This is a genomic window from Desulforhabdus sp. TSK (assembly GCF_022836495.1).
GTDB lineage: Bacteria > Desulfobacterota > Syntrophobacteria > Syntrophobacterales > Syntrophobacteraceae > Desulforhabdus.
The window spans coordinates 126,861-149,713 of sequence record NZ_BQXM01000001.1 but is presented as its reverse complement, the minus strand read 5'-3'; the positions used below and the strand labels follow the sequence as shown (position 1 = coordinate 149,713).

At 56.9% G+C, this 22,853-nt stretch carries 22 protein-coding genes; 13 read left to right on the top strand and 9 right to left on the bottom strand.

Annotation, left to right across the window (positions count from 1 at the left end; genetic code table 11):
- Window positions 1–171 precede the first annotated feature (171 nt).
- Window positions 172–642: a hypothetical protein gene (locus MWC30_RS00725; protein ID WP_244082227.1), complete on the top strand. Its 471-nt coding sequence runs from the start codon at window positions 172–174 to the stop codon at window positions 640–642.
- 214 nt (window positions 643–856) lie between these two features.
- Here the strand turns inward: MWC30_RS00725 and MWC30_RS00720 are convergent, their stop codons facing one another.
- Window positions 857–1,864, bottom strand: coding sequence for a YafY family protein (locus MWC30_RS00720; RefSeq protein WP_244082226.1), 1,008 nt, complete (start codon window positions 1,862–1,864; stop codon window positions 857–859).
- A 91-nt stretch (window positions 1,865–1,955) separates the two neighbouring features.
- Between MWC30_RS00720 and MWC30_RS00715 the strand changes: the two genes are divergently transcribed.
- The 6 genes from MWC30_RS00715 (at window position 1,956) to MWC30_RS00690 (ending at window position 9,528) form a co-directional block, all read left to right on the top strand.
- Window positions 1,956–4,160, top strand: a complete 2,205-nt coding sequence (locus tag MWC30_RS00715) for an AAA family ATPase (protein WP_244082225.1) — start codon at window positions 1,956–1,958, stop codon at window positions 4,158–4,160.
- Between the two features lie 228 nt (window positions 4,161–4,388).
- Entirely contained in the window at window positions 4,389–4,850 is a 462-nt protein-coding gene (gene sixA / locus MWC30_RS00710) for a phosphohistidine phosphatase SixA (RefSeq protein ID WP_244082224.1), read from the top strand.
- Window positions 4,851–4,877: 27 nt separating this feature from the next.
- Window positions 4,878–6,773: a glycosyltransferase family 39 protein gene (locus MWC30_RS00705; protein ID WP_244082223.1), complete on the top strand. Its 1,896-nt coding sequence runs from the start codon at window positions 4,878–4,880 to the stop codon at window positions 6,771–6,773.
- 155 nt (window positions 6,774–6,928) lie between these two features.
- Entirely contained in the window at window positions 6,929–7,444 is a 516-nt protein-coding gene (yjgA, locus tag MWC30_RS00700) for a ribosome biogenesis factor YjgA (protein ID WP_244082222.1), read from the top strand.
- Window positions 7,445–7,629: 185 nt separating this feature from the next.
- Window positions 7,630–8,646, top strand: a complete 1,017-nt coding sequence (locus tag MWC30_RS00695; RefSeq protein ID WP_244082221.1) for an FAD-dependent thymidylate synthase — start codon at window positions 7,630–7,632, stop codon at window positions 8,644–8,646.
- Window positions 8,647–8,898: 252 nt separating this feature from the next.
- The gene (locus MWC30_RS00690; RefSeq protein WP_244082220.1) at window positions 8,899–9,528 is read left to right on the top strand and encodes a dUTP diphosphatase; all 630 of its coding nucleotides are present in this window, start codon (window positions 8,899–8,901) and stop codon (window positions 9,526–9,528) included.
- A gap of 43 nt (window positions 9,529–9,571) precedes the next feature.
- Here MWC30_RS00690 and MWC30_RS00685 read toward each other — a convergent pair whose 3' ends face one another.
- From MWC30_RS00685 to MWC30_RS00665, 5 genes are all read right to left on the bottom strand, one after another.
- Window positions 9,572–9,916, bottom strand: coding sequence for a hypothetical protein (locus MWC30_RS00685; protein WP_244082219.1), 345 nt, complete (start codon window positions 9,914–9,916; stop codon window positions 9,572–9,574).
- On the bottom strand, window positions 9,855–10,184 hold the full coding sequence (locus MWC30_RS00680) for a hypothetical protein (RefSeq protein WP_244082218.1): 330 nt from the start codon (window positions 10,182–10,184) through the stop codon (window positions 9,855–9,857). Before MWC30_RS00680 ends, MWC30_RS00685 begins: the two co-directional genes overlap by 62 nt.
- 319 nt (window positions 10,185–10,503) lie before the next feature.
- On the bottom strand, window positions 10,504–10,710 hold the full coding sequence (locus tag MWC30_RS00675; RefSeq protein WP_244082217.1) for a hypothetical protein: 207 nt from the start codon (window positions 10,708–10,710) through the stop codon (window positions 10,504–10,506).
- A gap of 104 nt (window positions 10,711–10,814) precedes the next feature.
- Window positions 10,815–11,036 carry a hypothetical protein gene (locus MWC30_RS00670; protein ID WP_244082216.1) on the bottom strand — a complete coding sequence of 74 codons (222 nt, stop codon included), beginning with the start codon at window positions 11,034–11,036 and terminating at the stop codon, window positions 10,815–10,817.
- A gap of 53 nt (window positions 11,037–11,089) precedes the next feature.
- A complete protein-coding gene (locus MWC30_RS00665; protein ID WP_244082215.1) occupies window positions 11,090–12,028 on the bottom strand; it encodes a Trm112 family protein in 939 nt (312 codons plus the stop codon).
- 390 nt (window positions 12,029–12,418) lie between these two features.
- Between MWC30_RS00665 and MWC30_RS00660 the strand changes: the two genes are divergently transcribed.
- From MWC30_RS00660 to MWC30_RS00635, 6 genes are all read left to right on the top strand, one after another.
- Window positions 12,419–12,727 carry a hypothetical protein gene (locus tag MWC30_RS00660; RefSeq protein ID WP_244082214.1) on the top strand — a complete coding sequence of 103 codons (309 nt, stop codon included), beginning with the start codon at window positions 12,419–12,421 and terminating at the stop codon, window positions 12,725–12,727.
- Window positions 12,724–14,418 (top strand): bifunctional UDP-sugar hydrolase/5'-nucleotidase, encoded by a 1,695-nt coding sequence (locus MWC30_RS00655; RefSeq protein ID WP_244082213.1) that lies wholly within the window; start codon window positions 12,724–12,726, stop codon window positions 14,416–14,418. Before MWC30_RS00660 ends, MWC30_RS00655 begins: the two co-directional genes overlap by 4 nt.
- A 222-nt stretch (window positions 14,419–14,640) precedes the next feature.
- Window positions 14,641–15,852: a gephyrin-like molybdotransferase Glp gene (gene glp, locus MWC30_RS00650; protein WP_244082212.1), complete on the top strand. Its 1,212-nt coding sequence runs from the start codon at window positions 14,641–14,643 to the stop codon at window positions 15,850–15,852.
- Window positions 15,853–16,791: 939 nt separating this feature from the next.
- A complete protein-coding gene (locus tag MWC30_RS00645; RefSeq protein WP_244082343.1) occupies window positions 16,792–17,451 on the top strand; it encodes a PIN domain-containing protein in 660 nt (219 codons plus the stop codon).
- A 297-nt stretch (window positions 17,452–17,748) separates the two neighbouring features.
- A complete protein-coding gene (locus tag MWC30_RS00640) occupies window positions 17,749–18,030 on the top strand; it encodes a type II toxin-antitoxin system Phd/YefM family antitoxin (protein ID WP_244082211.1) in 282 nt (93 codons plus the stop codon).
- Window positions 18,027–18,362 carry a type II toxin-antitoxin system RelE/ParE family toxin gene (locus tag MWC30_RS00635; RefSeq protein ID WP_244082210.1) on the top strand — a complete coding sequence of 112 codons (336 nt, stop codon included), beginning with the start codon at window positions 18,027–18,029 and terminating at the stop codon, window positions 18,360–18,362. Before MWC30_RS00640 ends, MWC30_RS00635 begins: the two co-directional genes overlap by 4 nt.
- 150 nt (window positions 18,363–18,512) lie before the next feature.
- On the opposite strand, the gene MWC30_RS00630 is transcribed toward MWC30_RS00635, so the two are convergent.
- Genes MWC30_RS00630 through thiL form a run of 3 tightly spaced genes read right to left on the bottom strand, consistent with a single transcriptional unit; the run spans window position 18,513 to window position 22,717 of the window.
- The gene (locus MWC30_RS00630; RefSeq protein WP_244082209.1) at window positions 18,513–20,789 is read right to left on the bottom strand and encodes a nitric-oxide reductase large subunit; all 2,277 of its coding nucleotides are present in this window, start codon (window positions 20,787–20,789) and stop codon (window positions 18,513–18,515) included.
- 29 nt (window positions 20,790–20,818) lie between these two features.
- Window positions 20,819–21,637, bottom strand: coding sequence for a bifunctional hydroxymethylpyrimidine kinase/phosphomethylpyrimidine kinase (gene thiD / locus MWC30_RS00625; protein WP_244082208.1), 819 nt, complete (start codon window positions 21,635–21,637; stop codon window positions 20,819–20,821).
- 57 nt (window positions 21,638–21,694) lie between these two features.
- Window positions 21,695–22,717, bottom strand: a complete 1,023-nt coding sequence (gene thiL, locus MWC30_RS00620; protein ID WP_244082207.1) for a thiamine-phosphate kinase — start codon at window positions 22,715–22,717, stop codon at window positions 21,695–21,697.
- Window positions 22,718–22,853: the final 136 nt, after the last annotated feature.

Below are 22,853 nucleotides of genomic sequence, written 5' to 3'. Positions count from 1 at the left end.
TGAATGCCGAATCAACTCTCTGCACGTTTCTGTCCTTGGCATTTCGTTTATACACTTATCAGAGAAAGGAGGAGTCGCATAGTCCCGCATTTCTAAGGAGATGTTCCACCGACCGGAAATGAAGTGAGGTCACATTCAAAACAAAAACCATTTTAAGATAAGGAGATAATAGTGCAAAACTCTTTTAATTCTGACTGGTGCCGCTTGAATTTTCACTTGCTCGTTTACCTCGAAGAGGTTTGGGACACCATTGTAGCCCACGACGGTCTAATAGCCCGTGACGCTGGTTGGGGCAAGGTTATTGATGTTGATGAGCAAGGGACTCCTGAAGTGTCGATCGGATTCGAAGTACGTAAGAATATTCCAAGAATCAGAGGCAATCATCTTTGGGTTGGCTTTTGGCAAACTGGAGAAGGATTGAAAAATGGCCGCCCTATTTGGATTCAGATAATGAGAGACGAAAACGACTGGAAGCGACTTCAGGAAGTTTTTCCCGAAGGATTGAAACAAGAGGATGAATGGGGCATTGGGCTTGAATGGCCTTTGCCCTTGAATGCAAATGCAACACTGGATGAGGTGAAAAAAGAAGGAGCAAATTTGGGCAAACGGATTATTGATGTTCTCACCATCTCTGCAGAATAAGGAATTGAAAATTTAGCGATTTATGAAACAGTTCTCGGTAGATACAAAGGCGTCCGGTATATGCTGGGCGCTTATCTAATCTGCACCTCGGTTGACACTTGAGCTGTCATTTGTGTTCTCATTGATTCATGCTCCTATTTTCATATAAGTAGACATAATATGCGTCGGCAAACCTTGTGATGAACCTCTTCCCGTCGGATTATGGTTGCAGTACTCAAGCGTAATTCCCTTTCATTCTTTCTATCACACTCCTCATCTCCTTCACAAGCCACTTCGGTTTAATGAGCCTCGCCTCCTCCCCGAACGACAAGAGCCATGCTTTTACCTCGACTTCGGACGACGCGGTGAACGAAAGCTTGATGGTGTCGTCATTCACCCACACAATTTTCTGCCCCTGGCTCCACACGCGTTCCGCCACGTAACGGGCGGCGAAGCCGGTGAATTCCACTTGGACCTTGAAGGCATCATCCTTGATGATGCCGAAGTTCTGGTTGAATACCGTCTCGAAGTCGTAATCCTTGGGGAATTCAAAGAGCCGGTCCGTGATCTCCACTTTTTTCAGCCGGTGGATTGCCAGGAGGGGGTCGAAGGCGGGCTCCTTCCACGGCTTGGAGGGTTCCCGGGCGAGTCGGGCGTGCAGGTAGACCGTTTCTCGGTGGGAGAATATCTTCAGGGGCTTGATGTGAAAGGTTTTCGCTTCGCCGGCCATGATGGATTTATAGGAGATGCGGCAAATCTTCCTCTGTTCCATGGCTTCGATGAGGTTGCGGATACTCTCCTGGTGGGGCGTGTAGTCGATGCTGCCGGGCTTGAACGACGCAAAGAGATCGGAGGAGGCGCGCGGCTTTCCGGAAAGAAGCGCCAGGCTCTTTTCCAGCGCTCGCGTGGATTCCTGGAAGGCTTCCCGTCCCAGCAGGTGCTCCGCAAAGGCCCGGCACATGTGGAGGGCATCCAGCTCCGTTTCCGTCAGGTTGACGAGTGGTAGAGTCCCGCCCGGCCGCCTGATGCGGAAATACTTCTGGTTCCCCTGAAAAGACTCTTCCACCTCCACACCGTAGCTCCGCCGTATGTCCTCGACCAGGCGCAAAATCGTCTGCTTGGAACAGGCAAAATGCCCCGCAAGCTCGCTCAGCGAATAGTCCTTTCCCGTAAAGAGCAGTTTTGCAAACAGGCTGATCACCTTTTGCCCATAGCTCTTATAAGCATCTATTTTCTCTGGCATATCCCCTCCAATATCTTTCGAGGCAGCGTTCCGCCATATGGAACGGAGTGATGCTACCATGCGTCAACTCAAAACGAAAGGGAGGGAAGTCATGTCGCCGAGAATTCGAAAGCATTGTGTTCCGCCGAGGGTCCACGAAGCCGATGAAAATGAACGATTCCTCTTGAAACAATGCGCCGTTTATCTGCATCGATTCCTGGACCGCAGCGGCCCTCTGGATAGAAATTCCATGAATGCCGTTTGCTGGGCACTGGGGGAAGAAAGGACGCGGCTGGGGAGAGAGCTCCTCGTGCACCTGAGCGGCGGACTCCGAAAGGAGCTCCAGGACGACCTGGAGGAGGGCGACCTGGATGGCGAAGGTTTCGCCGACATCCTGGCCCGATTCCTTCGAAAGGCCCCCCACCGGGTGGCCAGGAGCTTCGTCCCACGTGTGAGGAATGTCCTGGGGGAGAGAATCGAGAGCCTGGCCTCGGAGGCCGTGTCTCCCATCGAGGAAAACCTCGCCCTCTTTCGGGAAATGTTCAACCTGGACCCTGCTGAAATGGAGTTTGCAATTTTCCTCTTTGTCCTCGCCAATCATGAGATCCTCGAGGACTTTTTCGTGAACCGCCTGGGTTGCAACAAATTCACGGGGCGCAAGCACCTGGGGACCGTTTTGCACCTTTCCGTCAATGAGCTCAACGCAGTCCTGACGGGCACCCTCCAAAAAATCGGCGCCTTCGAGATGGACAATATCGACCTAAGGCTCGAGGAAGATTACCTCAAGCTCATTTGGGACCCATCGTCCCCCTTGGTCCTGGAACGCCTCTTCACCAAGGTTCCGCAGGATACTCTTCCCCTGGAGCAGCACGATCACCTCGAAAAGGAGGCGGTTTACGTCGTGGAGCTGTTGAAAGAGAAGCGGAAAAGCTCTACCCATATCCTCCTCTACGGCGCTCCGGGGACCGGCAAGACTTCCTTCGCGCGGGGGGTGGCTCAAAAGCTGGGAGTCCCCGCCTACGAGATCGTCCAGGACCAGGAAAACAGCTCGAGCAATCGGCGAGGAGCCATCGTGTCCTGCCTGAACATGACCAACGGTGGTGCGGGGTCCCTCATCATCGTGGATGAGGCGGACAATGTCCTCGGCACCCGGTTTTCATGGTTCATGCGCGGAGAAACACAGGACAAGGGATGGCTCAACCACCTGCTGGAACAACCGGGGGTCCGGATGATCTGGATCGTGAACGACATCGAGCACATCGAAGCCTCGGTGCGGCGCCGCTTCGCCTTCAGCATCTGCTTCCGCCCCCTGGGCAGGCGCCGCCGCATTCAGCTGTGGAAGAACGTTTTGGCTCGATACGGAGTAGCCGGCCGATTTCGCTTGTCTGACCTCCAGGAGCTTGCCACCCGGTATGAAGTCGGCGCCGGAGCCATCGACCTCGCTGTCAAAAAAAGCGTGGAGATGAATCCGCGGTCGAACAAAATATTCCGGGAAACCGTGGGCGCGCTTTTGCTGGCTCACGGAACGCTCCTCCATTCCGGGATGAAACCCCTGCTCAAGGATAGAATCGAAAAGAGCTACTCCCTGGAGGGCTTGAACGTGGAGGGCGACCTCACGTCCCTCTTGCAGCAGTTGGAGCGCTTCGACCGGCATCTGCGCCACGGGGGGCACGAGGGACACGTGAGCATGAACCTCCTCTTTCACGGTCCTCCGGGCAGCGGCAAGAGTGAGCTGGCCCGCTTCCTGGCAGCCCACCTGGACCGGGAGATCCTTTGCAGGCGCCTGAGCGATCTTCGAAGCCCTTACGTGGGAGAGTCGGAAAGGAACCTGAGCGCCGCCTTTGCCGAGGCCGAATCCCGGGAAGCACTCCTCGTCCTCGATGAGGCCGATTCCCTGCTTTACAACCGTGAGCGCGCCCGTCACTCCTGGGAGATCAGCTTCACCAACGAACTGCTCACCCAGATGGAACGGCTCCGGGGGATTCTTATCTGCACGACCAACCGGCTGGAGGACCTGGATGGAGCCTCCCTGCGCCGCTTCAGCCACAAAATTGGGTTCTCGGCCTTGAAGCCCGAAGGAAACCTCGTGTTTTATGACAAGCTGCTCCTGCCCCTCGTTCAAGAACCACTGCCCCAGGCTTCCAGGGAGGAATTACTGGGGATGGGCAACCTCTGCCCGGGAGATTTCAAGGTCGTGCGCGACAAGTTTGCATTCCATCCCCGCAGGGAGCTCCATCACCACGTCCTTATCGATGCCCTGAGGCTGGAAGCGAAAATCAAGGGGGATCATCACAAAGAAAAGGCCATCGGGTTCTGATGCAACTCACCTATCCGGTATGAGAAAAAATCCTGTCTCTGTATCGATCCAACCGTTAGGACCTCCTGTGAGGGCCCAATTGTGGTATATGAAGAGAAAAAGGGTTCCGTACTAGCGCCGGGAAATCCCTCCTCGCCTCATTCTTGAATGGAGGAGACCGAGGAGGGATTTCCTATCGGCAGGGTAAAGCCCATCGCATTTCATGAATGGTAGAAAGGAGACATTCCCATGGCGCTTTTTCTCGTACAGCACGGTATCGCACTGCCCAAGGACCAGGACCCCGATCCGGGGCTTTCCCCCGAAGGCATCGCCGACGTGGAACGCATCGCAGGGGTGGCTCGGGGCTATGGCATTCGTGTTTCCCACATCCGCCACAGCGGAAAGAAAAGAGCGCGGCAGACGGCGGAGCTTTTCGCGGCGGCATTGCATCCCGAGAGCGGCATGGAGGAGACAGCAGGGTTGAACCCCCTGGACGACGTCATCGCCTTCGCCAGGCAGCTCGACCAACGCGAAAACGTCATGCTGGTGGGGCATCAGCCCTTCATGGGGCGGATCACGTCCTACCTGCTGACGGGATCACCCGACAAGATCCTCTTCAAATTCCAGAACGGCGGCATCGTCTGCCTGGATCAGGAGCCGGGAGAGAATTCCTGGTTCATCAAGTGGAGCCTCAGTCCGAGAATCGGGTAATGCTATCGATGGAAGGAGCATACTTATATGGGTTTTTCTTTGGATACGACGGCGCGCGGAGGGGGCTCCCTGCTGCAGCGCCCCCTCCTGCTATTGATGCTGGCGGCTTTGCCATTTTTTGTCATGTACCTGGACACTCCCTCCCTCAACGACGGGGAGGCCATGTATGCCGAAATCGCCCGGGAAATGCGTGCATCGGGTGACTGGATCACTCCGCACCTCAACGGCAACCGCCATTTCGACAAACCTCCTCTCATCTTCTGGCTGATCGCGGGCACTCAGATGCTACTGGGAGAAACGGAGACCTCTGCCCGCCTCTGGCCTGCCTTGGCCGCCTGGGGCACCATTGGAGTCGTTGGAGCACTCGGGTCCACGCTTTACGACCGGCAGGCGGGGTTCCTGGGAGCCCTGGTCTACGCCACGAGCCTTGGCCCGTACATTTTCGGACGCATGGTGATGTCCGATCCCATCCTGATCTTTTGGATCACCCTGGCCATTCTGGGCTACAGCAGGAGTTATCTCCAGGAAGGCAACGACGGCCGCAGGCCGTGGTTCTGGGCCATGTATGGGGCGCTGGGTCTGGCGGTGCTCACCAAGAGCATCCTCGGCTTCGGCCTTCCGGCAGCCATCATCGGGCTGCACGTGCTGCTGAGCGGACGCCTGCGGGAATTTTTCTCCAGGAGCCTGCTCATGGGGAGCGCCGTCGCGGCAGCCATCGCCCTCCCCTGGCACGTTGCGGTGGCTCGAGCCAACTCCGATTTCCTCGGCTATTATGTCATTCGAGAGCATCTTCACCGCTTCACCGGCCGGCGCTTCCCCCCCGACGAATTCCTCCCGCTGCCCCTCTTTCTATTGCTGACGGTGCTCTGGACCTTCCCCTGGATCACCCTCCTCCCTCAGGCCGTCGGGCGCAGCATGGGGAGATTGGGCTTCCATGGATGGAAGCCATTCCCGGCTCCAGGAGATTTCCTGCGGGGGACCCGTTTCCAAAGCGATGCGGATCTCCTGCTGATCCTCTGGGTGACGGTCGTCATGGGTCTTTTCTCCGCATCCCATTCCAGGCTGGAATACTACGCCCTTCCCTGCATGCCGGCCATTGCCCTCCTCGTGGGAAAATTGTGGAGCGACGTCCTGTCGGGGAACCCGGATGTGCCGCTCCCCCTGAAGGCGGGATCGTCACCTCAGCAGCAGGATAAGGCTTTCAGCCGTTCGGGTGAACAAATGTCCCCATCCCAGGGGAGCCTCACCTCTGCCCTGGCCGTCATGGCCGTACTCATGGGGATTGCGGCCGCAGCCGCCCTGGTGCTGCTGGGACCCGCCAAGATGAGCATTTCACAGGTCATCACGAACGCATGGCCCACGGGCGGATGGACAGGCAGCGCCGAACAGATGGCCACGCTGGAACGGATTCGCGTTCCTGCCATGGCATCCTTTGCCGGTGCAGCCGCCTTTTCAGCGGGAGCCTGGTTCGCGGCCCGAAGGAGAATCTACACCGTCGCCTGCGGCTTGCCCGCGATCATGATGGTTCCCTTCTTCCTGCTGGTGCACTGGGGCTTCCTGGCGGTGGAGCCCTTCCAATCCACACGGCCCATTGCAGAAATCGTTCGCACTCACGCCGGTCCCGACGACATGGTGGTATTTCCGGAGCCCCATGAATACATGTGGGTGGGGGGCATCACCTTTTATGCGGGGCGCTCCGTACACATCCTGAAGGATCCCCGCTTCGACGGCCTGGAGTCTCGACGGCGGGAGCCACCCGACCGCTTTCTGGACGAGAGTGAATTTCTGAAGCTTTGGGGTTCCTCCCAGCGCGTTCTTGTGGTAACGGAAGCGGAGGGAAAGCTCCAGGGTCTGCTCACCAGGCTGGGGGACGTGAAGGTCCTGGGAAAGACGGGGGGACGCGTGGTGCTCGGCAACCGATAGCCGGGAACACCCGGGAAGAAGATCACGACTCGAGGTCGCCGCCCTGAAGGGTGCTCCATCGAAAGGGTCGAGGGATGAGGCGATGGGGGAGTGAGACCGGCGTTGCTCAGGCGAAGGGTATTCTCACCACGCTGTTTTCTGAAAATGGAAAGGTAATGGAAGAGAAAAAAAGCAAATCACAAGTCAAACGAGAAATGACGGCTCTGCAAAAACTCGGTGAGCAACTGGCAGGTCTTACGGAAGACCAGATCCGCAAGATCGAGCTCCCCGAGGAGCTACGCGAGGCCCTGCTCTTTGCCAAGACCATGCGGAAGCACGAAGCCCTGCGCCGGCAGATGCAGTACATCGGGACCCTCATGCGCGATATCGATCCCGAACCGGTAGAACGTGCCATTGATACGGCGCTTCACGGCCACAGGGTGCAGCAGCGTGTTTTCCAACAGGTGGAGGAATGGCGGGACGAGCTCCTGAAAGGAGACGACGCCATTCTGGAGGAGTTGATGGGCCGTTTCCCCGCTGCAGATCATCAGCACCTGCGACAACTGACCCTTAACGCCCGCAAAGAAATCGTCCAGAACAAACCGCCAAAATCCTCCCGCACCCTCTTCCGGTATCTTCGAGCGCTTCTCGACGAAGAGGAACGCCCCTCGGCAGAGCATTTCCACCCATAGAAGGCCTGTCTACCTCCCGGATTCGAATCGCAGATTCTACTGCAATTCAAAAGGGATAAAGAGCAGGAAACGCGCCTGTTGTGATGGTCGGCAGCCTGCAGGTGCTTCAAATCTCGCGAAGCTCTGCCTTGAATTTGCCCACGCCTGTGTGCTACGACACTCCATATTCAAGGGAGGCAAAAGCCATGACAGCCATTCAGTTTGTACAAACCGCAGCTTCTCCTCAAGGCATTGCCCCGTCGGCCGAAGGCCAGGCTCTCGAGCTCATTGAAATCTGCGGGAGAACAGCCTACAAGTCCGAGGAGAAAATCACGCGGGATTCCGCCCGGTCCTTTGTTTTGATGCTGAAAAAGCACGGCCACCTCTCCGTTTTGGAGCACAGCAATGCCGTGCTGCGCATCGCAGGTTCTGCCCCCGGCGTGGAGGGACATCACCCGCCGCTGGAGGCTTTTCAGGAATCCCTGAAGGCCTGTCTCGGGAGTCGCATTGGATACCACCGCATGGCGCACCTTTCCGCAGCAGTCGGGTTTGCCGTTTCAGGAAACTTCCGTGCCTGGATCGACACATTGGAATACTTCCGGGAACGAGAACCCCGTTACGCCGTTTTTTTTCAGACACACCTGAACCGTTTCTACCCCAGCCTGTTTCATGCTCCTGAAAGACCGTCCGAAGATTTCTCAAACGTTACCGTCTCTCTGCTGGAGGAAGATGAGCAACTCTCGGCCCTCCGCCGGGACCCGACGTCGGACCTTCCGGTGTTCGTCTTCAAATTCGTGTGCGACCGGGGCATCACCCACGAGGTGGTCCGGCACCGCGTGCTCTCCTTCACCCAGGAAAGCACACGCTACGTCAACTACGGCAACAAAGGCATGACGGTCATCCTCCCTGAAGAGCTCGAGCCCTTTTTTGACCCTCTCTCAGGAGGCTTTTCCGCGCAGTCTCCACTGGTGGAAATGTGGACCCAAAGACTGGAAACCATCTTTAGATGGTATCAAAACGATCTCGACCGAGGCCTCAAGCCTCAGACGGCCCGGGATATCCTGCCGAACCTGCTCAAGAGCGAAATCCTGGTGAGCGGCCGATGGAGCGGATGGAAGCATTTCATCGCCCTGCGCGACTCGGCCCAGGCGCATCCCAGAATCCGATTTATTGCACGAGAAGTCAGAAAATACTTTGAAACCCTGGGATTGTCAGCAGGTTGAAGGCTGTTTTCAGCGCCATGCTCTGCATGGCGTATTCAGCGAAGTGAGCAGATAGGCACAGGGCAATAAATCGGCATCCATCGATTGGGGATTGGGGTAGGGTGCATTCCATGCACCATCCGCACTGAAGAAATGCTTGTGTCAACAATGGTGCGTAAAACGCACCCTACAACCTGCTACAAATGACGGATGAACAGGCGGGACGAATATCTACTTCTTGCCTGACGCCTATTGTAGTGCAAAAGGAAGATCATGGAGGAAATTTTTGAGCTTCAGTGGCAACTGGGTGCTCATATTTTGAAGAATATTGGTTTGGACTACGGGGAAACCCTCAGCGACCCGGAAAAAAGCATCGTCTGGATCGAAAACCATCGCAAGGCCCTGTCGGCGGAGCTTGCCGAGCTCATTCGAGAAGTCTACGCCCATGGTTTCGGCACATCCAATGGCCGGGTGGAAATCGTAGACATGCTCCACTTCCTGGTGAGCCTCTCCCACCTTGTACACGTGGTGCCTGCGGATATTCCCTTCCAGCAGAGGGGGCTGGAGGAATCGGAGGTATCTGCAGGTGCCGGCCATGAGATCGCCCCGGAAGATGCCTTTCAAGCCTGCGCCCTGCGGGCATTCCTGACCCTCGATGCCCTTCAGAACAGCCTGAAGTGGAAGTGGTGGGCCAAAGGAGGCGGCTTCAAGCCTGAAAAGGCGCGGGAAGCCGTTCTGGCTCTTTGGAGCTGTTTCTACGAATTTTGCGCCATCTTCCGCATGGACTTTGCCACGGTGAAAAAGATCTACCTGGAGAAAAACAGGGTCAACTTCATCCGGCAGGATCAAAATTACAACGAGGATACGAAGACAGAGGCCGACAATGAGGCGTTGGGCGTTTGACGCCGAGGCTCGCCGACCGTGGAGATGGCAATGTGTTTGACTCTCAGGAGGATGAATTCCTTGACGGAGCCTCCAGAGGAGCAACTCCAAGATCCCGCATGAGCTTCATGACGGCCATTTCCTTGGCCTTGGCCTCCACATCGATGGTTGCCGTAAGCTTCATCCAGGACTGGGGAAAGTCGGCGGCGTCGATATAGTCGGCATGCCTCCGTGGATTTTTTCCATCCCACCCCTGGATGGGCGAGGAGATGTGAAAATACGGCTCCCGTCCGACCCTCCCCCAGCTTTCCACCGCCAGAGAAGTGGCCTCCTCCACGGACAGACCGTCAGGAAGACAACGGTGGTGATGGACATCGTACACCAGGGGGATGCCCGATGCGCACGCCACCGGGTAAAGATCCTTGGTCGAGGCCGTATCCTACCTCGGGATGGGTAAAGCGGGGGAAGATGGGAGAGAGTACACGAAAGGCCCCGATCCCCAGGCGGGAAACCGTCTGGACCGCGGCCAGGAGGTTTTGGACATTGGCGAGACAGATCTCGGAGAGCTTTGCAAGCTGCCGGGGCCGGCTCAAAGTGGACAGAGCTTTTGCCGTGGCCGCCCTGAATCGAATGGGCTCCTGAGTGAAGATACAACACAGTCCAAACCGTAATGCCATTTTCTTCTCCCGCCAGACATGGTACAGGTCAGCACTCTCCACGATCTGGATGTGCTGTGCACGGTGTGAACTTTGCGGCAAGAGTCCCCAAAAAAGGAAGCGGACAAACATCCTGGTCATACATGTCGAAGCAGGCACTGACCTGTCACCTTCCGGGTCAAGAAGGGGACCTTCCCATTATAATGATGCTCTCTAAGAGCCTCCACTCCATCCCGAAATCATCGTCAACACGGCGGAATGCTTTCCCGGGGAATGCTCGGAGCAGGTGCTGGCCTATCTCCTCGCCAAGGGCTTTCTGAATCCCAAGTCCTGACGGACCCTATTCCTTTTCTCCCCGGTGCTTGCCCGTCCCTTTGCACTCGGGGCAGACGGCGTTGGCGAAGTCGACACAACAGTTGCCGGGGCCTATGACGGGCTCATGTCCACACACCAGACCGGTGCCGTTGCACCGTGGGCACCTTTGCCGGGACTGCCCGCCATCCTCTTTTTTCAAAACGCCGGCTTCCATCTTCGTCGAATCCTGCATGGCATCTCCTGCACCCCTGTATGCCTTTGCACCGGATAAGAGCAGGGGCCTCCCGGCGCACCTATCAGTCATGGAACGACCCTGCCCATTCTCAGGGGATCCCATCAATGCTGCCTGGGCCACTCGTCGTTTTCAAGCTCCCGAGCCAGGCAGCAGAAACGGTCCCATTCCACTTCCTTGAAGGTGACAGGGCATCGCAGTCGCATCTTGCGGTCCGTCAACCCGATCACTTCCCAATCCCCACCCCGGGGTCCTCCCTCGATCCGAATCTTCTGCCCGACTTCCAGGGGGAACAGGTTGAAAACGACAACTCTGTGCGCAGCCATTTCATCCTCCATGGCTTGATGCGTTACGAGAAAATCAATCCGAGGGCCATCGCCTATCGAACGGCCTTGATGAACTGACTCCGAATCAGCTCGAAGTGATTGCAGTGGGTCCGAATCTTCCACCACACATGGCCGGTCTGCTGGATCTTCCAGCCGGGAACGAGCCGGCCGCCCTCTCCTTTCAAGAGCGCAATGACGTTGTCCATGCCTCTTCCCGGGTAGGGACCCGTCTCCTTGCCTCCCAGCCAGTCCTCTTCCTTCGCAGCGTCCCCGGACCATGAAAAGGGATCTGAAAAGAGGAATTGGGCGTCTTCCGCCATCGCTGTTCGGTTCATCTCAGCAAAATGCTTCAGGGGGACGGGTACTTTGTCCACCAGGTTCAGCCCGGCCAGGGCCGTAAAAGACCGGGAACGGAAGGGCAATGCCAGAGCATTTCCCACGATGAGCTCTACCCGGTCCATCTTCCAGGCTTCAGGGAGCTGCAAAGCGACCTCGCGCGTCAACAGCCCTTCCTGCACCAGGGAAAAACGGAGCTCTCGGTGCAGCATGAGCTCCCGAGCCGTTTGGATGAATGTTGCCGAATTGTCCAAGCCGACAACAAAGTCACTGTTCAGACTCATTTCAAAGGCAAAGCGCCCGACAGCGCAGCCCATGTCGAGACACATCCCCGACGTCCCTTCCATCAGGCCCGCCCACCGTGCATAGGCATCCGACGCCTCCGCATCTCCGAGAAGGTCACCAAAATGACTCCAGAGATACGAAGAGAGGACGCGAGGGCTTTCATAGCGGGACTGGGTCCCTTTCTCTCCCGCCGATGCCGGGTCCAGAAACGCGACACCATTCCGTATGGGATAGGCCCCGCCGCACTCCTGGCAGCTCAGAAGCCCTTGGACAATGTCTTCGCCGAGCTCTTCCTCGATGTGCTCCGCCAGCGGATATTCGTTGGGCAGACAGGAGGGGCAGATCAGAACGGGGAGCAATTTTTTCTTCATTCCAGGCTCCTCGCAGGCGGAACGATAGGCATGGGGGATGACATCCAATTCAGGTACAAGCGACAATGATTAGGGAATTGCGTTTCAGTCGTTTTCGCGTAGCACCTGTCCATAGGAGTGTCAAGAATCTTTTCGCGGCGATTTCCGGCGGGCAGTGAGAGGGTACGACTTCTCCCTTCTGCTGAAAGGACACTGTTTATTAGCCGTCCGTAGTACCGCTGCCCACACAAATGGGCAGAATACAGTTGCCATTGAAGCATCCAGGCCTATAATCGAAAGGAATAAGAGGGAAAAGACAACCAGCCCCCCGTTCCTGAGGGCAGCGGCGCTGCAGGAGCCGGCAGCCTTGAAACAACCCCTTTAGCTTTCATTTGCCATAGGAGGCCATCCATGCGCAAAGGCATCATCGCCTCGGACCCGCAAGACGTCCGTTCCCTCGATGGAAGCTGGCTGGACCTGGAAGGCCTGGCCCAGATGGATCTCACCTCCGAAGACGCCTCACGCCCGGTAGAATCTGCCTTGAAGCCCGGCCCCGAACGCGGCTGGCAGGCTTCGGAGCCTGGATTGCAAACCGTCCGCCTCCTGTTTGATCGCCCGCTGCACCTCCACCGAGTTCATCTGGTGTTTCATGAAGGGACAGAGCAGCGGACACAGGAGCTTCTGCTGCGGTCGTCCAACGACAACGAGCTGCTTAAATGAAGACGCGATTTTTTCGGGGACGTCGTACCCCTTTTCTGCTCCTGGCCCCCCTCCTCACCCTGCTGGTGATGCTTCCCCTATCCGGTTTTGCCGGCGTTTTGCCCGCAGCATCCCAGAAAAACCTGCAGGTGAAGGTCCTGGCTTTCAACGACTTTCACGGACAGTTGTCCCCCAGGACCTTCAACGGGCGCCCCATCGGCGGCGCCGCGGTCCTGGCGGCCTACCTGAGGAAAGCCCAGACCGGCATGAAAGACCGCACTCTTATCGTGAGCGCCGGCGATCTCGTGGGCGCCTCTCCGGCCAACTCGGCGCTTCTTCAGGATGAACCGTCCGTTATGTTCCTGAGCTCCCTGGCCAATCGCCATTGCTCCAACCGCATGAGCGAACGGTGCAATCTGGTGGCCACGGTCGGCAACCACGAATTTGACGAAGGCCTTGCTGAGCTCCAGCGGATGCTGGATGGCGGCAATCACGTCGACGGTCCCTTTCTCGAGTTTCCCTACACCGGAGCCCACTATCCTTGCCTGGCCGCCAACGTCATCGACGTCAATACCAACGAGACGCTCCTCCACCCTTACGTTGTCAAAAAGGTCGGAAAGGCCCGCATCGCTTTTATCGGGGCGGTCTTGAAGGAAGCTCCGAGCATGGTTTCGCCCTCTGGAGTCGAGAGCCTGCGCTTCATCGATGAAGCGGACGCCATCAACCGCTGCGTTCGCGACATCAAGACCAAGGGCATCAAGGCCATTGTGGCCGTGATCCACCAGGGTGGAGATGCAGTCAACGGCATTGTCGGACGGTTGGATGGGGAGATCGACGTGGTGATTTCCGGGCATACCCACCAGTTGACCAACACCACCGTGAACAATGCCGCCGGCAAGCCGGTCCTCGTGACCCAGGCTTACTCCGCCGGTGTTGCTTACGCAGACATCGACCTGGAAATCGACCCGCGCAGCGGGGAGATCGTCAAAAAAACAGCGTCTGTGTCCATGACCTGGGGGGACACCGGGGCGGGCCTCAAACCGGACCGAGAGGCTGCAGCACTGGTGGCAGCCGCCGATGCAGCGGTTCAGGACAAGGTGAATGCCGTCATTGGCACGGCGGCGCATGACATTGTCCGCCTCCAGAGTCCCGCGGGGGAATCGCCCTTGGGAAACCTCATCGCAGACGCTCTGCGACGTTACGGCGGGACGGATTTTGCCTTCATGAATCCGGGTGGAATACGCGCCAACATTCCAGCGGGAGCGGTCAGCTGGGGCACGCTGTTTTCCGTACAGCCCTTCGGCAACCGTCTGGTCAGGATGACCCTGACGGGCCGGCAGATCTACGATCTTCTCGCGCAGCAGTGGGAGAACCCATCGCCCCCCAGGATGCTGCAAATTTCAGGGCTTTCCTACCGTTGGACCGACAATGGCCCCGGAGTACCCGGAACGGTTTCGACGGTCATGAAAAACGGTATTCCCATCGACAGGGAAGCGACCTATACGGTGACGGTCAACAGCTTTCTCGCCGAGGGCGGTGACGATTTCACGGTCTTCAGAGAAGGCTTCGGCACGGTGATGGAGGCAGAAGACATCGATGTCCTGGTCTCCCACATCAGGCATTTGCCACAGCCTTTCACCGCGGCCATTGAAAACCGTATTGGACGGACTGAAACGAAAATTCCACACCATGGCGGCCCCATTCGTCCATGACCGGCGCCCGGATGCCCCCATATAGGCAGCTCGCAAATAATAGGGTACCAGAACTGTAGGAGCGGCTTCCAGCCGCGACATCGGAGAAGCCGCCATGCGCTTGGTCGCGGCTGGAAGCCGCTCCTACAAAGCAAGCTAACCTTTGGGAGGTTATTTCTTTGGAGTTGCCATATATCCAACCCTTGTCAACATTGAGGCCGTTATTTTTATGAGGAGCCTTCCATGCTACGGATGTCACTCGGCCTGAAAGAAGCGTTGAGCCTGACCCTGGAGGAGATAAAACCTCTCGCTGCCGAAGAGGTTGCCCTCGTGGAGAGCATCGACCGCGTGGCGGCTTCGGACCTCTATGCCCTAGTGGATTCACCTTCCATGGATTCCTCTCGAAAAGACGGCTACGCCGTGCTGTCGCACGAAGTGGCGCATGCAACGGCTGAAAAGCCGGTCCGCCTGCGGCTCCTGGGCTCCTTGGCGGCAGGGGAGCAAAAGGATATTTCACTCAAACCGGGAACAGCGATCAAGGTACTGACAGGATCCCGCATCCCGACAGGTGCTGATGCCGTCGTGGCCGAGGAATTCGTGAAAGCGGCCGACTCGGAGGTTGTGATAGAAGCTTCTGCAGAGCCCAGGAATATCCTGAGGCGCGGCAGCGACGTGGCGTCCGGCCGGCGTATCCTCGAAAGAGGCCGGGAAATATCGCCCATCATGGCAGGCCTCCTTGCGGCTGCCGGGCACGACAGGATCCCGGTATTCAGAAATCCTGTCGTGGGAATTATCGGAACAGGGGACGAGATCGTTGAACCGGGAAAACCCCTGGGGGAAGGCAAGCTCTACGCAAGCAATATCATCACGGTGGCCGGATGGTGCCGTCGCTATGGCATGAAGACCCGGCTGGCCACTGCCAGGGACGATCATGAAGCCCTGTTCAATGTCATCAAAATCCTTTCGGAAGAAACAGACGCCGTCATCACCAGCGGCGGGGCATGGACGGGAGACCGTGACATGGTGGGCGAGGTCCTGGACGAGCTTGGCTGGAGGAAGGTGTTTCACCGGATTCGGGTAGGCCCCGGCAAGGCAATCGGTTTCGGCCTGCTGGAGCAGAAACCGGTATTCATCCTGGCCGGAGGCCCCCCTTCCAATTTGATGGGCTTCCTGCAGATTGCTTTGCCCGGGATCCTCTCCCTGGGCGGCCATGCAAATCCGGAGCTGCCCAGATTGAACGCCAGGCTTGCCTTCGACATCAGGGAGAGCGACCCCGACTGGACCGATTTCTTCTTCGGCACCCTGGAATCCACCGAGGCCTTGCCGTACTTTCATCCCATGAGCAAGCGCAGCCGCTTGAGCTCCATTGTGAAGGCTGCGGCGATCGTGCGTATCCCCGAAGGACAGGATTGCCTCCGGGAAGGATCAATCGTCGAAGTTCAACTCCTCCGGTAAGATTTTATATTCGATCTCCTTGCTCGCGACTGTCCGCCGGTCTCTGAATGGGTGAAAGAGAGCTGCGCCAGCATCCGAATCCAACCAGCAGAGCGAATCGACTTCTCGGAACGCCCGAAAGCCCCACGCTGATGCCTGCACGTCCGCTCCTCACCAGTGAAAGCATCAGTTCCATTCCGGGCACTCTCATCATGGGCGTTTGTCTCGACGCAGAGAAAATTCGGACAGCCCAGCATACTCCGCTTTCCCTGGAAATTCCGTGTGACAGGATGGCCCTACGAGGAGTCGAGATATCCGGTCGAAGCGGTTCAAGGAGAGTGCCCGTCCGTGCGCTCTCCTTGAACCGCTCCATTCTCCCGCTTGAGCGAAGGCTCGGTCGGAGGACGGAATTCCTTCGTGCTTTTTCCGTGAGCTACCCTTTCTTGAGGCGAACAAAACAGGCTTCCGGGTACCCAGTCCTGAAGAAGCTCGTAATGGAGCGTGATAGCGTGGAGCGCCTGCTGTTGCGCCTCCGTTTGCTTCTTCGCCTGGAATTTGCCGAGAAAATGGGGAATGCTGTCGGTCTGCACTGGGGAAGTGATACTTTTCGCAGAAGTCCAAATAATAGGTAGGATGCAATCACATTGCCGGGACCGCCCTTTTTTCCATGGCCACTCCACGAATTGTCATATATCGAGTTGAACCGCTTCTTGGTGGTCTTTAAGCCCTCCGGTTGATCCAGGAATCTTTCAAGACGAGAAAGATCGCCGCCGACAAGAGAAAAAACTATTCAATCCCCATAGCTCCTGGGCGAAGCGACATATTTCAACAAGATTGTATGGGGAATGAGGAAAGATCGTCTGTATGGGAAAATGCGAAAGAGCCCTCACTCCCCATACAATCCTACATGTTAGGGCTGAAAGCAGTCAGTCATAAGGATAGGGAAAGCAAGACGTGAAGATGAACTACGTTCTCATCGATTATGAAAACGTCCAAGTGAAGTCTCTCGCTCTTTTAAAGGGCGAACACTTCCAGGTGCGGGTATTCCTCGGCCCAAAGAATACGAGACTTCCTGTTGAGTTTGTTCTGGCAATGCAGGAACTTGGTAGCCGTGCGGAATACATCGTTCTCGAAACGTCCGGAGCAAATGCGCTTGATTTTCATATTGCCTACTATCTTGGCATTTTGGCGTCAACTGACCCGTCGGGATTCTTTCACATTATTTCAAAAGACACAGGATTTGATCCGCTCATCCAGCATCTGAAGGCCAGGAAAGTCTTCTCTGTCCGCTCAGCTGCGATTGAGGATATGCCTTGTTTCAGCAAGGTTGCGGTCAGTGCAATTGACACAAAGGATGCGGTCGGTGAAGGCAAGGTCAAACCCACTGCTGTGCGAGCCTCGGTCGATGACTTGATCAAAGTGGCAGTGGACGACTTGATAAAGCGAAAAGCATCGAAGCCACGCACTCCAAAGACTCTACGAAGAACCATTCACGCAAAGTGCGGCAAGGGATTACCCGCCGCTGAGATCGATGCTGTTTACGAATCTCTGGTGAAGCGCGGCTATATCAAAGTCAATGGACAAAAAGTGACGTATGCACTTCCCGTGGCAAAGCCCTAATCGGGTAGCCGAAAGTTTTTCTTCTTCGGCCGCCACACTACCCCGCTAGCACATGAATGGTGGGACGCCCTTGACTTATTAACTTAATGCACACTATACGTCACGGGCTTGTGAGTGACTTGGGCGCCCCAAGATCGGAAAATGCAAGCTCAGGATGATCTCAGCTTGAAAAAAAGTTAATAAGTTAAGGGCCTCCCCCAGCAATCTCATGTGAGCGCCGCGATTGGCAGTCCCCAATGTTGTAAGGCTTGACAACCGGTCCTTTTATCGTATCATAAAAGAACTGGAGGTCATGAAATGAATATATCAAAAGATATCAAACCGATTACCTATCTCAAAGCAAGAGCAGCCGATCTGTTAAAGCAGATCAACGAAACGCATCGACCCGTTGTCATCACTCAAAACGGCGAACCAAGAGCTGTCCTTCAGGATCCCGAAAGCTATGAAAACATGCGAAATGCCATCGGTATTTTGAAGCTGATTTCCCAAGGTGAGGAGGACATACGGAATGGGAAATCCAAATTACAAGAGGACGTATTCACGGAAATCGAGAAGTCTCTTCAAGAAAAAAGGAAATGAAGAAGACCTACACCATCAGATGGTCGGAAACCTCAGAAAGAGACCTCAAGGGAATCGTTGAATACATTGCCAAAGACAGCCCTTCACGTGCCTACAAAGTGCTCAGCGACATCAAAGAAAAGGCCTCAAACCTTCATTCCTTTCCTGGCAGAGGTCGTATTGTCCCTGAGCTCCAGGATCAAGGAATCACTCAATATCGTGAACTGATCATTGCTCCATGGAGAATCATCTACAGGATTGCGGAGGGAACGGTCTACGTTTTGTCCGTGTTGGATTCTCGACAGAATGTTGAAGACGTTCTCCTGAAAAGACTGCTTGGACTGAAACTGTGAACCTGTTACCCGTCGTTCCAGCGGACCCGAACCACGCCGGGCGCATTTGGTGGTGTCTCCCGTAGCTCATCGACGACGTGGTTCGGGCCGCTGGGAGGCTATCCAAAAATTCCCTCCTTGATGGGGGCTATCATTTTTCTTTTGTCCGATTCATCGTCCCCTGGCCCACATTTCCCGATAGGCGAGACCGGTAGCCATCACGGCGGGAACGACACCAAAGGCGATGAGCACCACATGGCCGGGCATGCCCATCCATTCGATCCAACGTACGAGATGGCGGCTGGTGTATTCCAGGCTGCGGGCATGCCAGTAGCCGTTGCTCAGGACATCCCAGAACTGCATGACCCCTCCGGGAAAAAGGTTCATGACGACCATGAGCAGCAGACCGATATTGAGCCCCCAGAAGGAGACGCGGATGAACTTTTCGGGGCGGACCCACTGCTCATCCGTCAGCACCTGCCGTAGGGCAAGCACGAGGAGCGCCATGGCCAGCATGCCGAAGGCCCCCATGAAGGCCGCGTGCCCGTGGTTCGGGGTCAGCATCGTGCCGACTTCAAAATAGCTGACGACGGGCAGGTTGATGAGGAACCCGAAGACCGCAGCCCCCGTAAAATTCCAGAAGCCTACCGCCATAAGAAAATAGAAGGTCCACTTGTGGGGAATATTGATCCCCTTCCCGCAGATGTCGCACCGCGTCCCCGTCAGTTTCACAAAGTCCCAGGCATCCAGAGTCAACAGGGTCAGAGGCACGACTTCCATGGCGGAAAAGGCCGCCGCCAGGGCCATGGTCACGTTGGACTGCCCCGTCCAATACCAGTGGTGAGCGGTCCCCACGATGCCGCTTCCCAGGAAAAGAATGGCGTCGAGATAAATAATGCGTACTGCCGTTTTCCGGGACACCACGCCCAACTGGTAGAAGATGACCGCCACCAGCACCGTCACGAAAAGCTCGAAGAAGCCCTCCACCCAGAGATGGATGATCCAGAATCTCCACATGTCCACCACGGCGAAGTTGGACTTGCTGCCAAAAAAGAAGGCAGGCAAGTAAAAGAAGGGAATGGCAACGGCGCCGAAGAGAAACAGCGTGGCGATTTCACTCTTTTCAGCATCCTTCCATGCGGGAGCGACTCCACGGTAGAGTAGCCACAGCCAGAACAGGAGTCCAATCGTCAGGAGAACCTGCCAGCCGCGCCCGAGGTCCAGGAATTCCCATCCCTGGTGCCCGAACCAGAACCACAGGTTCCCCAGGAGCTGGCGCACTCCGAGCATCTCTCCCACAAGGCTGCCCACCACCACCAGCACCAGGGCTCCGAAGAGCATGTTGATGCCGGCCACCTGCCCTTTGGGGTCCTTGCCCCCCAGGGACGGAGCGAGCAAAAGCCCTCCTGCCACATAAGCGGTGGCAATCCAGAATACGGCCAGCTGCAGATGCCAGGTACGCAGGAGGTTGCTCGGCAGGAACCAGGACAGGTCGATGCCGTAAAAGTCCCCGGGCTCCGCTCGATAATGGGCCAGAGCACCTCCCACCATGACCTGTGTCAGAAAGAGCAACGAAACGATGAGGAAATACTTGATGGTGGCTTTCTGGCTTTCCGTGGCCTCACCCGGCAGCAGCTGGGGATGAATGTGAACCCCTTCCCCGTGCCCCTTCCACCCCAGATAGTCGAAGCGGCCGAAGATGAAGAGCACCAGGGCCGTCGCCACCAGGAGCGTGATGAGGCTGAGAGCGCTCCACAGAATGGAATCGTTCGTGAGGACATTGCCGACAGACGGGTCATAAGGGAAGTTGTTGGTGTAGGAATAGGACTTTCCGGGACGATCCGCCACGGAAGCCCATGCCGCCCAGGCAAAAAACGCCGTCAGCTTCCGGATTTCCTCGGGATCATGAATGAATTTCATGGGGAGACCGCCATTGATGCTGGGTCCCGAGAAGTATTCCGCCCACTTGGTCTGCTGCTGCTGGAAGGAAGCGACTTCAGTGTCGGTGAAAATCAGCGTCTTTGTCTTGGGATCGTAGCGATTGGTCTTCAGGAGCTTCTCCACCTCGGCGTCAAGAGACTCTTTTTCCGTCTCCTTCAGGGAAGTGAGGTCCTTCTGATAGATCTTCCGGGCCAGAGCGTCCCGAACGTGGAGGCCGAGAGTGTGGAGGTACTCCGCTGAGAAATCGGGGCCCAGATAGGCGCCATGTCCCCAAATGGTCCCGTTTTCCATGAGACCGTGCTTCAGGAAAACTTCCTGTCCCTCTTCGATGTCCCTGCCCGTAAAGACCATTTGACCGGAAGTCGACACGACCCCTTCGGGAATGGGAGGCGCATCCCGGTATGCTGTCGCGGACATGTAAACCAGAATGGACATGCCAATGAAGACGGTCCAGAAAACACCGTACCGCCACCGGGGAGAAAGGGTTTCATGAGGATCGCCTGCCATCTTGTCTCTCCTTTCTTGTTACGAAAAAATCAGCGAAAATACCATCCGGCCAGGGAATAGAGCTCGTAGAAATGGTGTACCGGTCCATGCCCCCTGCCGAGGGGTAACCCCTCCCGGATGGCTCCGGTAATGTATTCCTTCGCCTGCGCCACGGATTCTTCCAGCGCAAGCCCCCTGGCCAGCCCCGCAGCGATGGCGGAAGCAAAAGTGCAGCCCGTGCCATGGGTGTGGGGGGTGTCATAGCGTTCGTTGGTATATTCCCGGAAATTCTTCCCGTCAAAAAGAAGGTCCATGGGAGATCCTTCCAGGTGCCCTCCCTTTACCAGCACATAGCGCGGCCCGAAGTCATGAATACGCCGGGCCGCCTCCCTCATGGCGTCGGAGCGAGTGACCCCGGTGCCGATGAGGGCGGAGGCTTCATGGAGGTTTGGGGTCACCACCAGGGCCAGAGGAAAAAGCTCCCGAATCAGGGTGTCGATGGCATCCTGTCGCAGCAGGGCGTCACCACTCTTGGCCACCATAACGGGATCCACCACAAGATTTTCACCGATCCCCAAGGCAACGATATCCCTCGCCACCTGGGAAATCATGGCTGCATTGGCGAGCATGCCCGTCTTCAGGGCATCCACGCCGATGTCCGTCACAACGGCGTGGATCTGCGCCGAAACAAAAGCCGGGTCCAACTCCACCACGCCATGAACGCCCACGGTGTTCTGGGCCGTCAGGGCGGTGAGAGCGCTCATTCCGAAGACCCCCAATGCCGAAAAGGTCTTGAGGTCCGCCTGAATCCCGGCCCCGCCTCCAGAATCGGAGCCCGCTATCGTCAATGCACGAGGAATTTTGGTCATGTCATGTTCATCTTTCACTCACAGGGTTCAAGGCTTGTTCACGAAGGTCCTCCGCCGTCAGGAGCCGGAAAAATGATCCCAACCTTTCGACTCTTCCGCCTGAGTAACAGTTTTTCCATCGGGCATGCAGATCCGCACATCAACCGGCCCGGCCAGGATGCGCCCGATGACCCGGCAGGAGGTTCCCCCTCCGTTTTGAAGGGCTTCCTGGATCTTCCCGGCCATGGATTCAGGAGCCGTGAAAAGCAGTTCATAGTCTTCTCCGCCCGTCCGGGCCCAGGTCGACGCATCTACCCCGGCCGCTGCGGCCACTTCGCGGCAGGCACTGCTGATGGGAAGGTCCTTCGCCCAGATTTCAGCCCCCACCCGGCCGGCTCCGCAAATGTGCCGAAGGTCGCTCACCAATCCGTCGCTCACATCCGCCATGGCATGGACACAGCCGAGCCCCGCCAGGATCTGCCCTTCCCTCAAGCGGGGCTGCGGCGTCAGGTGCCTCTCCAGGGCTCGCTGCCGGGCGTCTTCCGAAACCGTCCACTCAGGATGCCCCAGGAGCTCCAGACCGGCCCGGGAATCGCCGAGAAAGCCCGTCACCAGGACGAGGTCTCCCGCCTCCGCACCCTTACGGAGCAGCACTTTATCCCGCGCCACGCTCCCCATGAGGCACAGGTCGATGACAATTTCCGAATGGATCTTGCTCAGGTTTCCCCCCACGATAGACCCGCCGGCACGTCCCATCTCTTCCGCCATTCCCTCGTAAAGGCCGTCCACAAAGCTCACGTCCGTATCGGGCGGAAGAGCGAGCGAAACAAGCCCCCACAGGGGAGCTCCCCCCATGGCGGCGATATCGCTCACATTGATGGCCACGACTTTTCGGCCCAGTTGATACGGGGTCGTCGTATTAAGTCGGAAATGGACGTGCTCCACCTGCACGTCGCAGGTCGCCAGAAGATAATCCGCCCCGGAGCCCTGCAATACCGCCACATCGTCTCCGATCCCCACTATGACGTTGGAAGGGGGTGAAGGCAGCGCACGGGCGATCCTTCCGATCAGCCCGAATTCCCCCAGGTCACGCACACGCATGGCTCGGCCTCCGAGTCCGGTACCATTAGAGTATGAAGAAGCTTGGGACGCTGAGAACGCTGATAAGCGCAGACTCACGCTGATGAAGACCGGGATGATTCAGATCATCCCGCGGAATTACTATAGAAGGGTAACG

What these genes read in the sequence shown, in the direction of transcription:
- MWC30_RS00720 (WP_244082226.1), bottom strand. Translation starts at nt 1,864, where the DNA reads ATGCCAGAGAAAATAGATGCTTATAAGAGCTATGGGCAAAAGGTGATC.
- MWC30_RS00715 (WP_244082225.1), top strand. Translation starts at nt 1,956, where the DNA reads ATGTCGCCGAGAATTCGAAAGCATTGTGTTCCGCCGAGGGTCCACGAA.
- sixA (WP_244082224.1), top strand. Translation starts at nt 4,389, where the DNA reads ATGGCGCTTTTTCTCGTACAGCACGGTATCGCACTGCCCAAGGACCAG.
- MWC30_RS00705 (WP_244082223.1), top strand. Translation starts at nt 4,878, where the DNA reads ATGGGTTTTTCTTTGGATACGACGGCGCGCGGAGGGGGCTCCCTGCTG.
- yjgA (WP_244082222.1), top strand. Translation starts at nt 6,929, where the DNA reads ATGGAAGAGAAAAAAAGCAAATCACAAGTCAAACGAGAAATGACGGCT.
- MWC30_RS00695 (WP_244082221.1), top strand. Translation starts at nt 7,630, where the DNA reads ATGACAGCCATTCAGTTTGTACAAACCGCAGCTTCTCCTCAAGGCATT.
- MWC30_RS00690 (WP_244082220.1), top strand. Translation starts at nt 8,899, where the DNA reads ATGGAGGAAATTTTTGAGCTTCAGTGGCAACTGGGTGCTCATATTTTG.
- MWC30_RS00680 (WP_244082218.1), bottom strand. Translation starts at nt 10,184, where the DNA reads ATGGCATTACGGTTTGGACTGTGTTGTATCTTCACTCAGGAGCCCATT.
- MWC30_RS00675 (WP_244082217.1), bottom strand. Translation starts at nt 10,710, where the DNA reads ATGCAGGATTCGACGAAGATGGAAGCCGGCGTTTTGAAAAAAGAGGAT.
- MWC30_RS00670 (WP_244082216.1), bottom strand. Translation starts at nt 11,036, where the DNA reads ATGGCTGCGCACAGAGTTGTCGTTTTCAACCTGTTCCCCCTGGAAGTC.
- MWC30_RS00665 (WP_244082215.1), bottom strand. Translation starts at nt 12,028, where the DNA reads ATGAAGAAAAAATTGCTCCCCGTTCTGATCTGCCCCTCCTGTCTGCCC.
- MWC30_RS00660 (WP_244082214.1), top strand. Translation starts at nt 12,419, where the DNA reads ATGCGCAAAGGCATCATCGCCTCGGACCCGCAAGACGTCCGTTCCCTC.
- MWC30_RS00655 (WP_244082213.1), top strand. Translation starts at nt 12,724, where the DNA reads ATGAAGACGCGATTTTTTCGGGGACGTCGTACCCCTTTTCTGCTCCTG.
- glp (WP_244082212.1), top strand. Translation starts at nt 14,641, where the DNA reads ATGCTACGGATGTCACTCGGCCTGAAAGAAGCGTTGAGCCTGACCCTG.
- MWC30_RS00645 (WP_244082343.1), top strand. Translation starts at nt 16,792, where the DNA reads ATGAACTACGTTCTCATCGATTATGAAAACGTCCAAGTGAAGTCTCTC.
- MWC30_RS00640 (WP_244082211.1), top strand. Translation starts at nt 17,749, where the DNA reads ATGAATATATCAAAAGATATCAAACCGATTACCTATCTCAAAGCAAGA.
- MWC30_RS00635 (WP_244082210.1), top strand. Translation starts at nt 18,027, where the DNA reads ATGAAGAAGACCTACACCATCAGATGGTCGGAAACCTCAGAAAGAGAC.
- MWC30_RS00630 (WP_244082209.1), bottom strand. Translation starts at nt 20,789, where the DNA reads ATGGCAGGCGATCCTCATGAAACCCTTTCTCCCCGGTGGCGGTACGGT.
- thiD (WP_244082208.1), bottom strand. Translation starts at nt 21,637, where the DNA reads ATGACCAAAATTCCTCGTGCATTGACGATAGCGGGCTCCGATTCTGGA.
- thiL (WP_244082207.1), bottom strand. Translation starts at nt 22,717, where the DNA reads ATGCGTGTGCGTGACCTGGGGGAATTCGGGCTGATCGGAAGGATCGCC.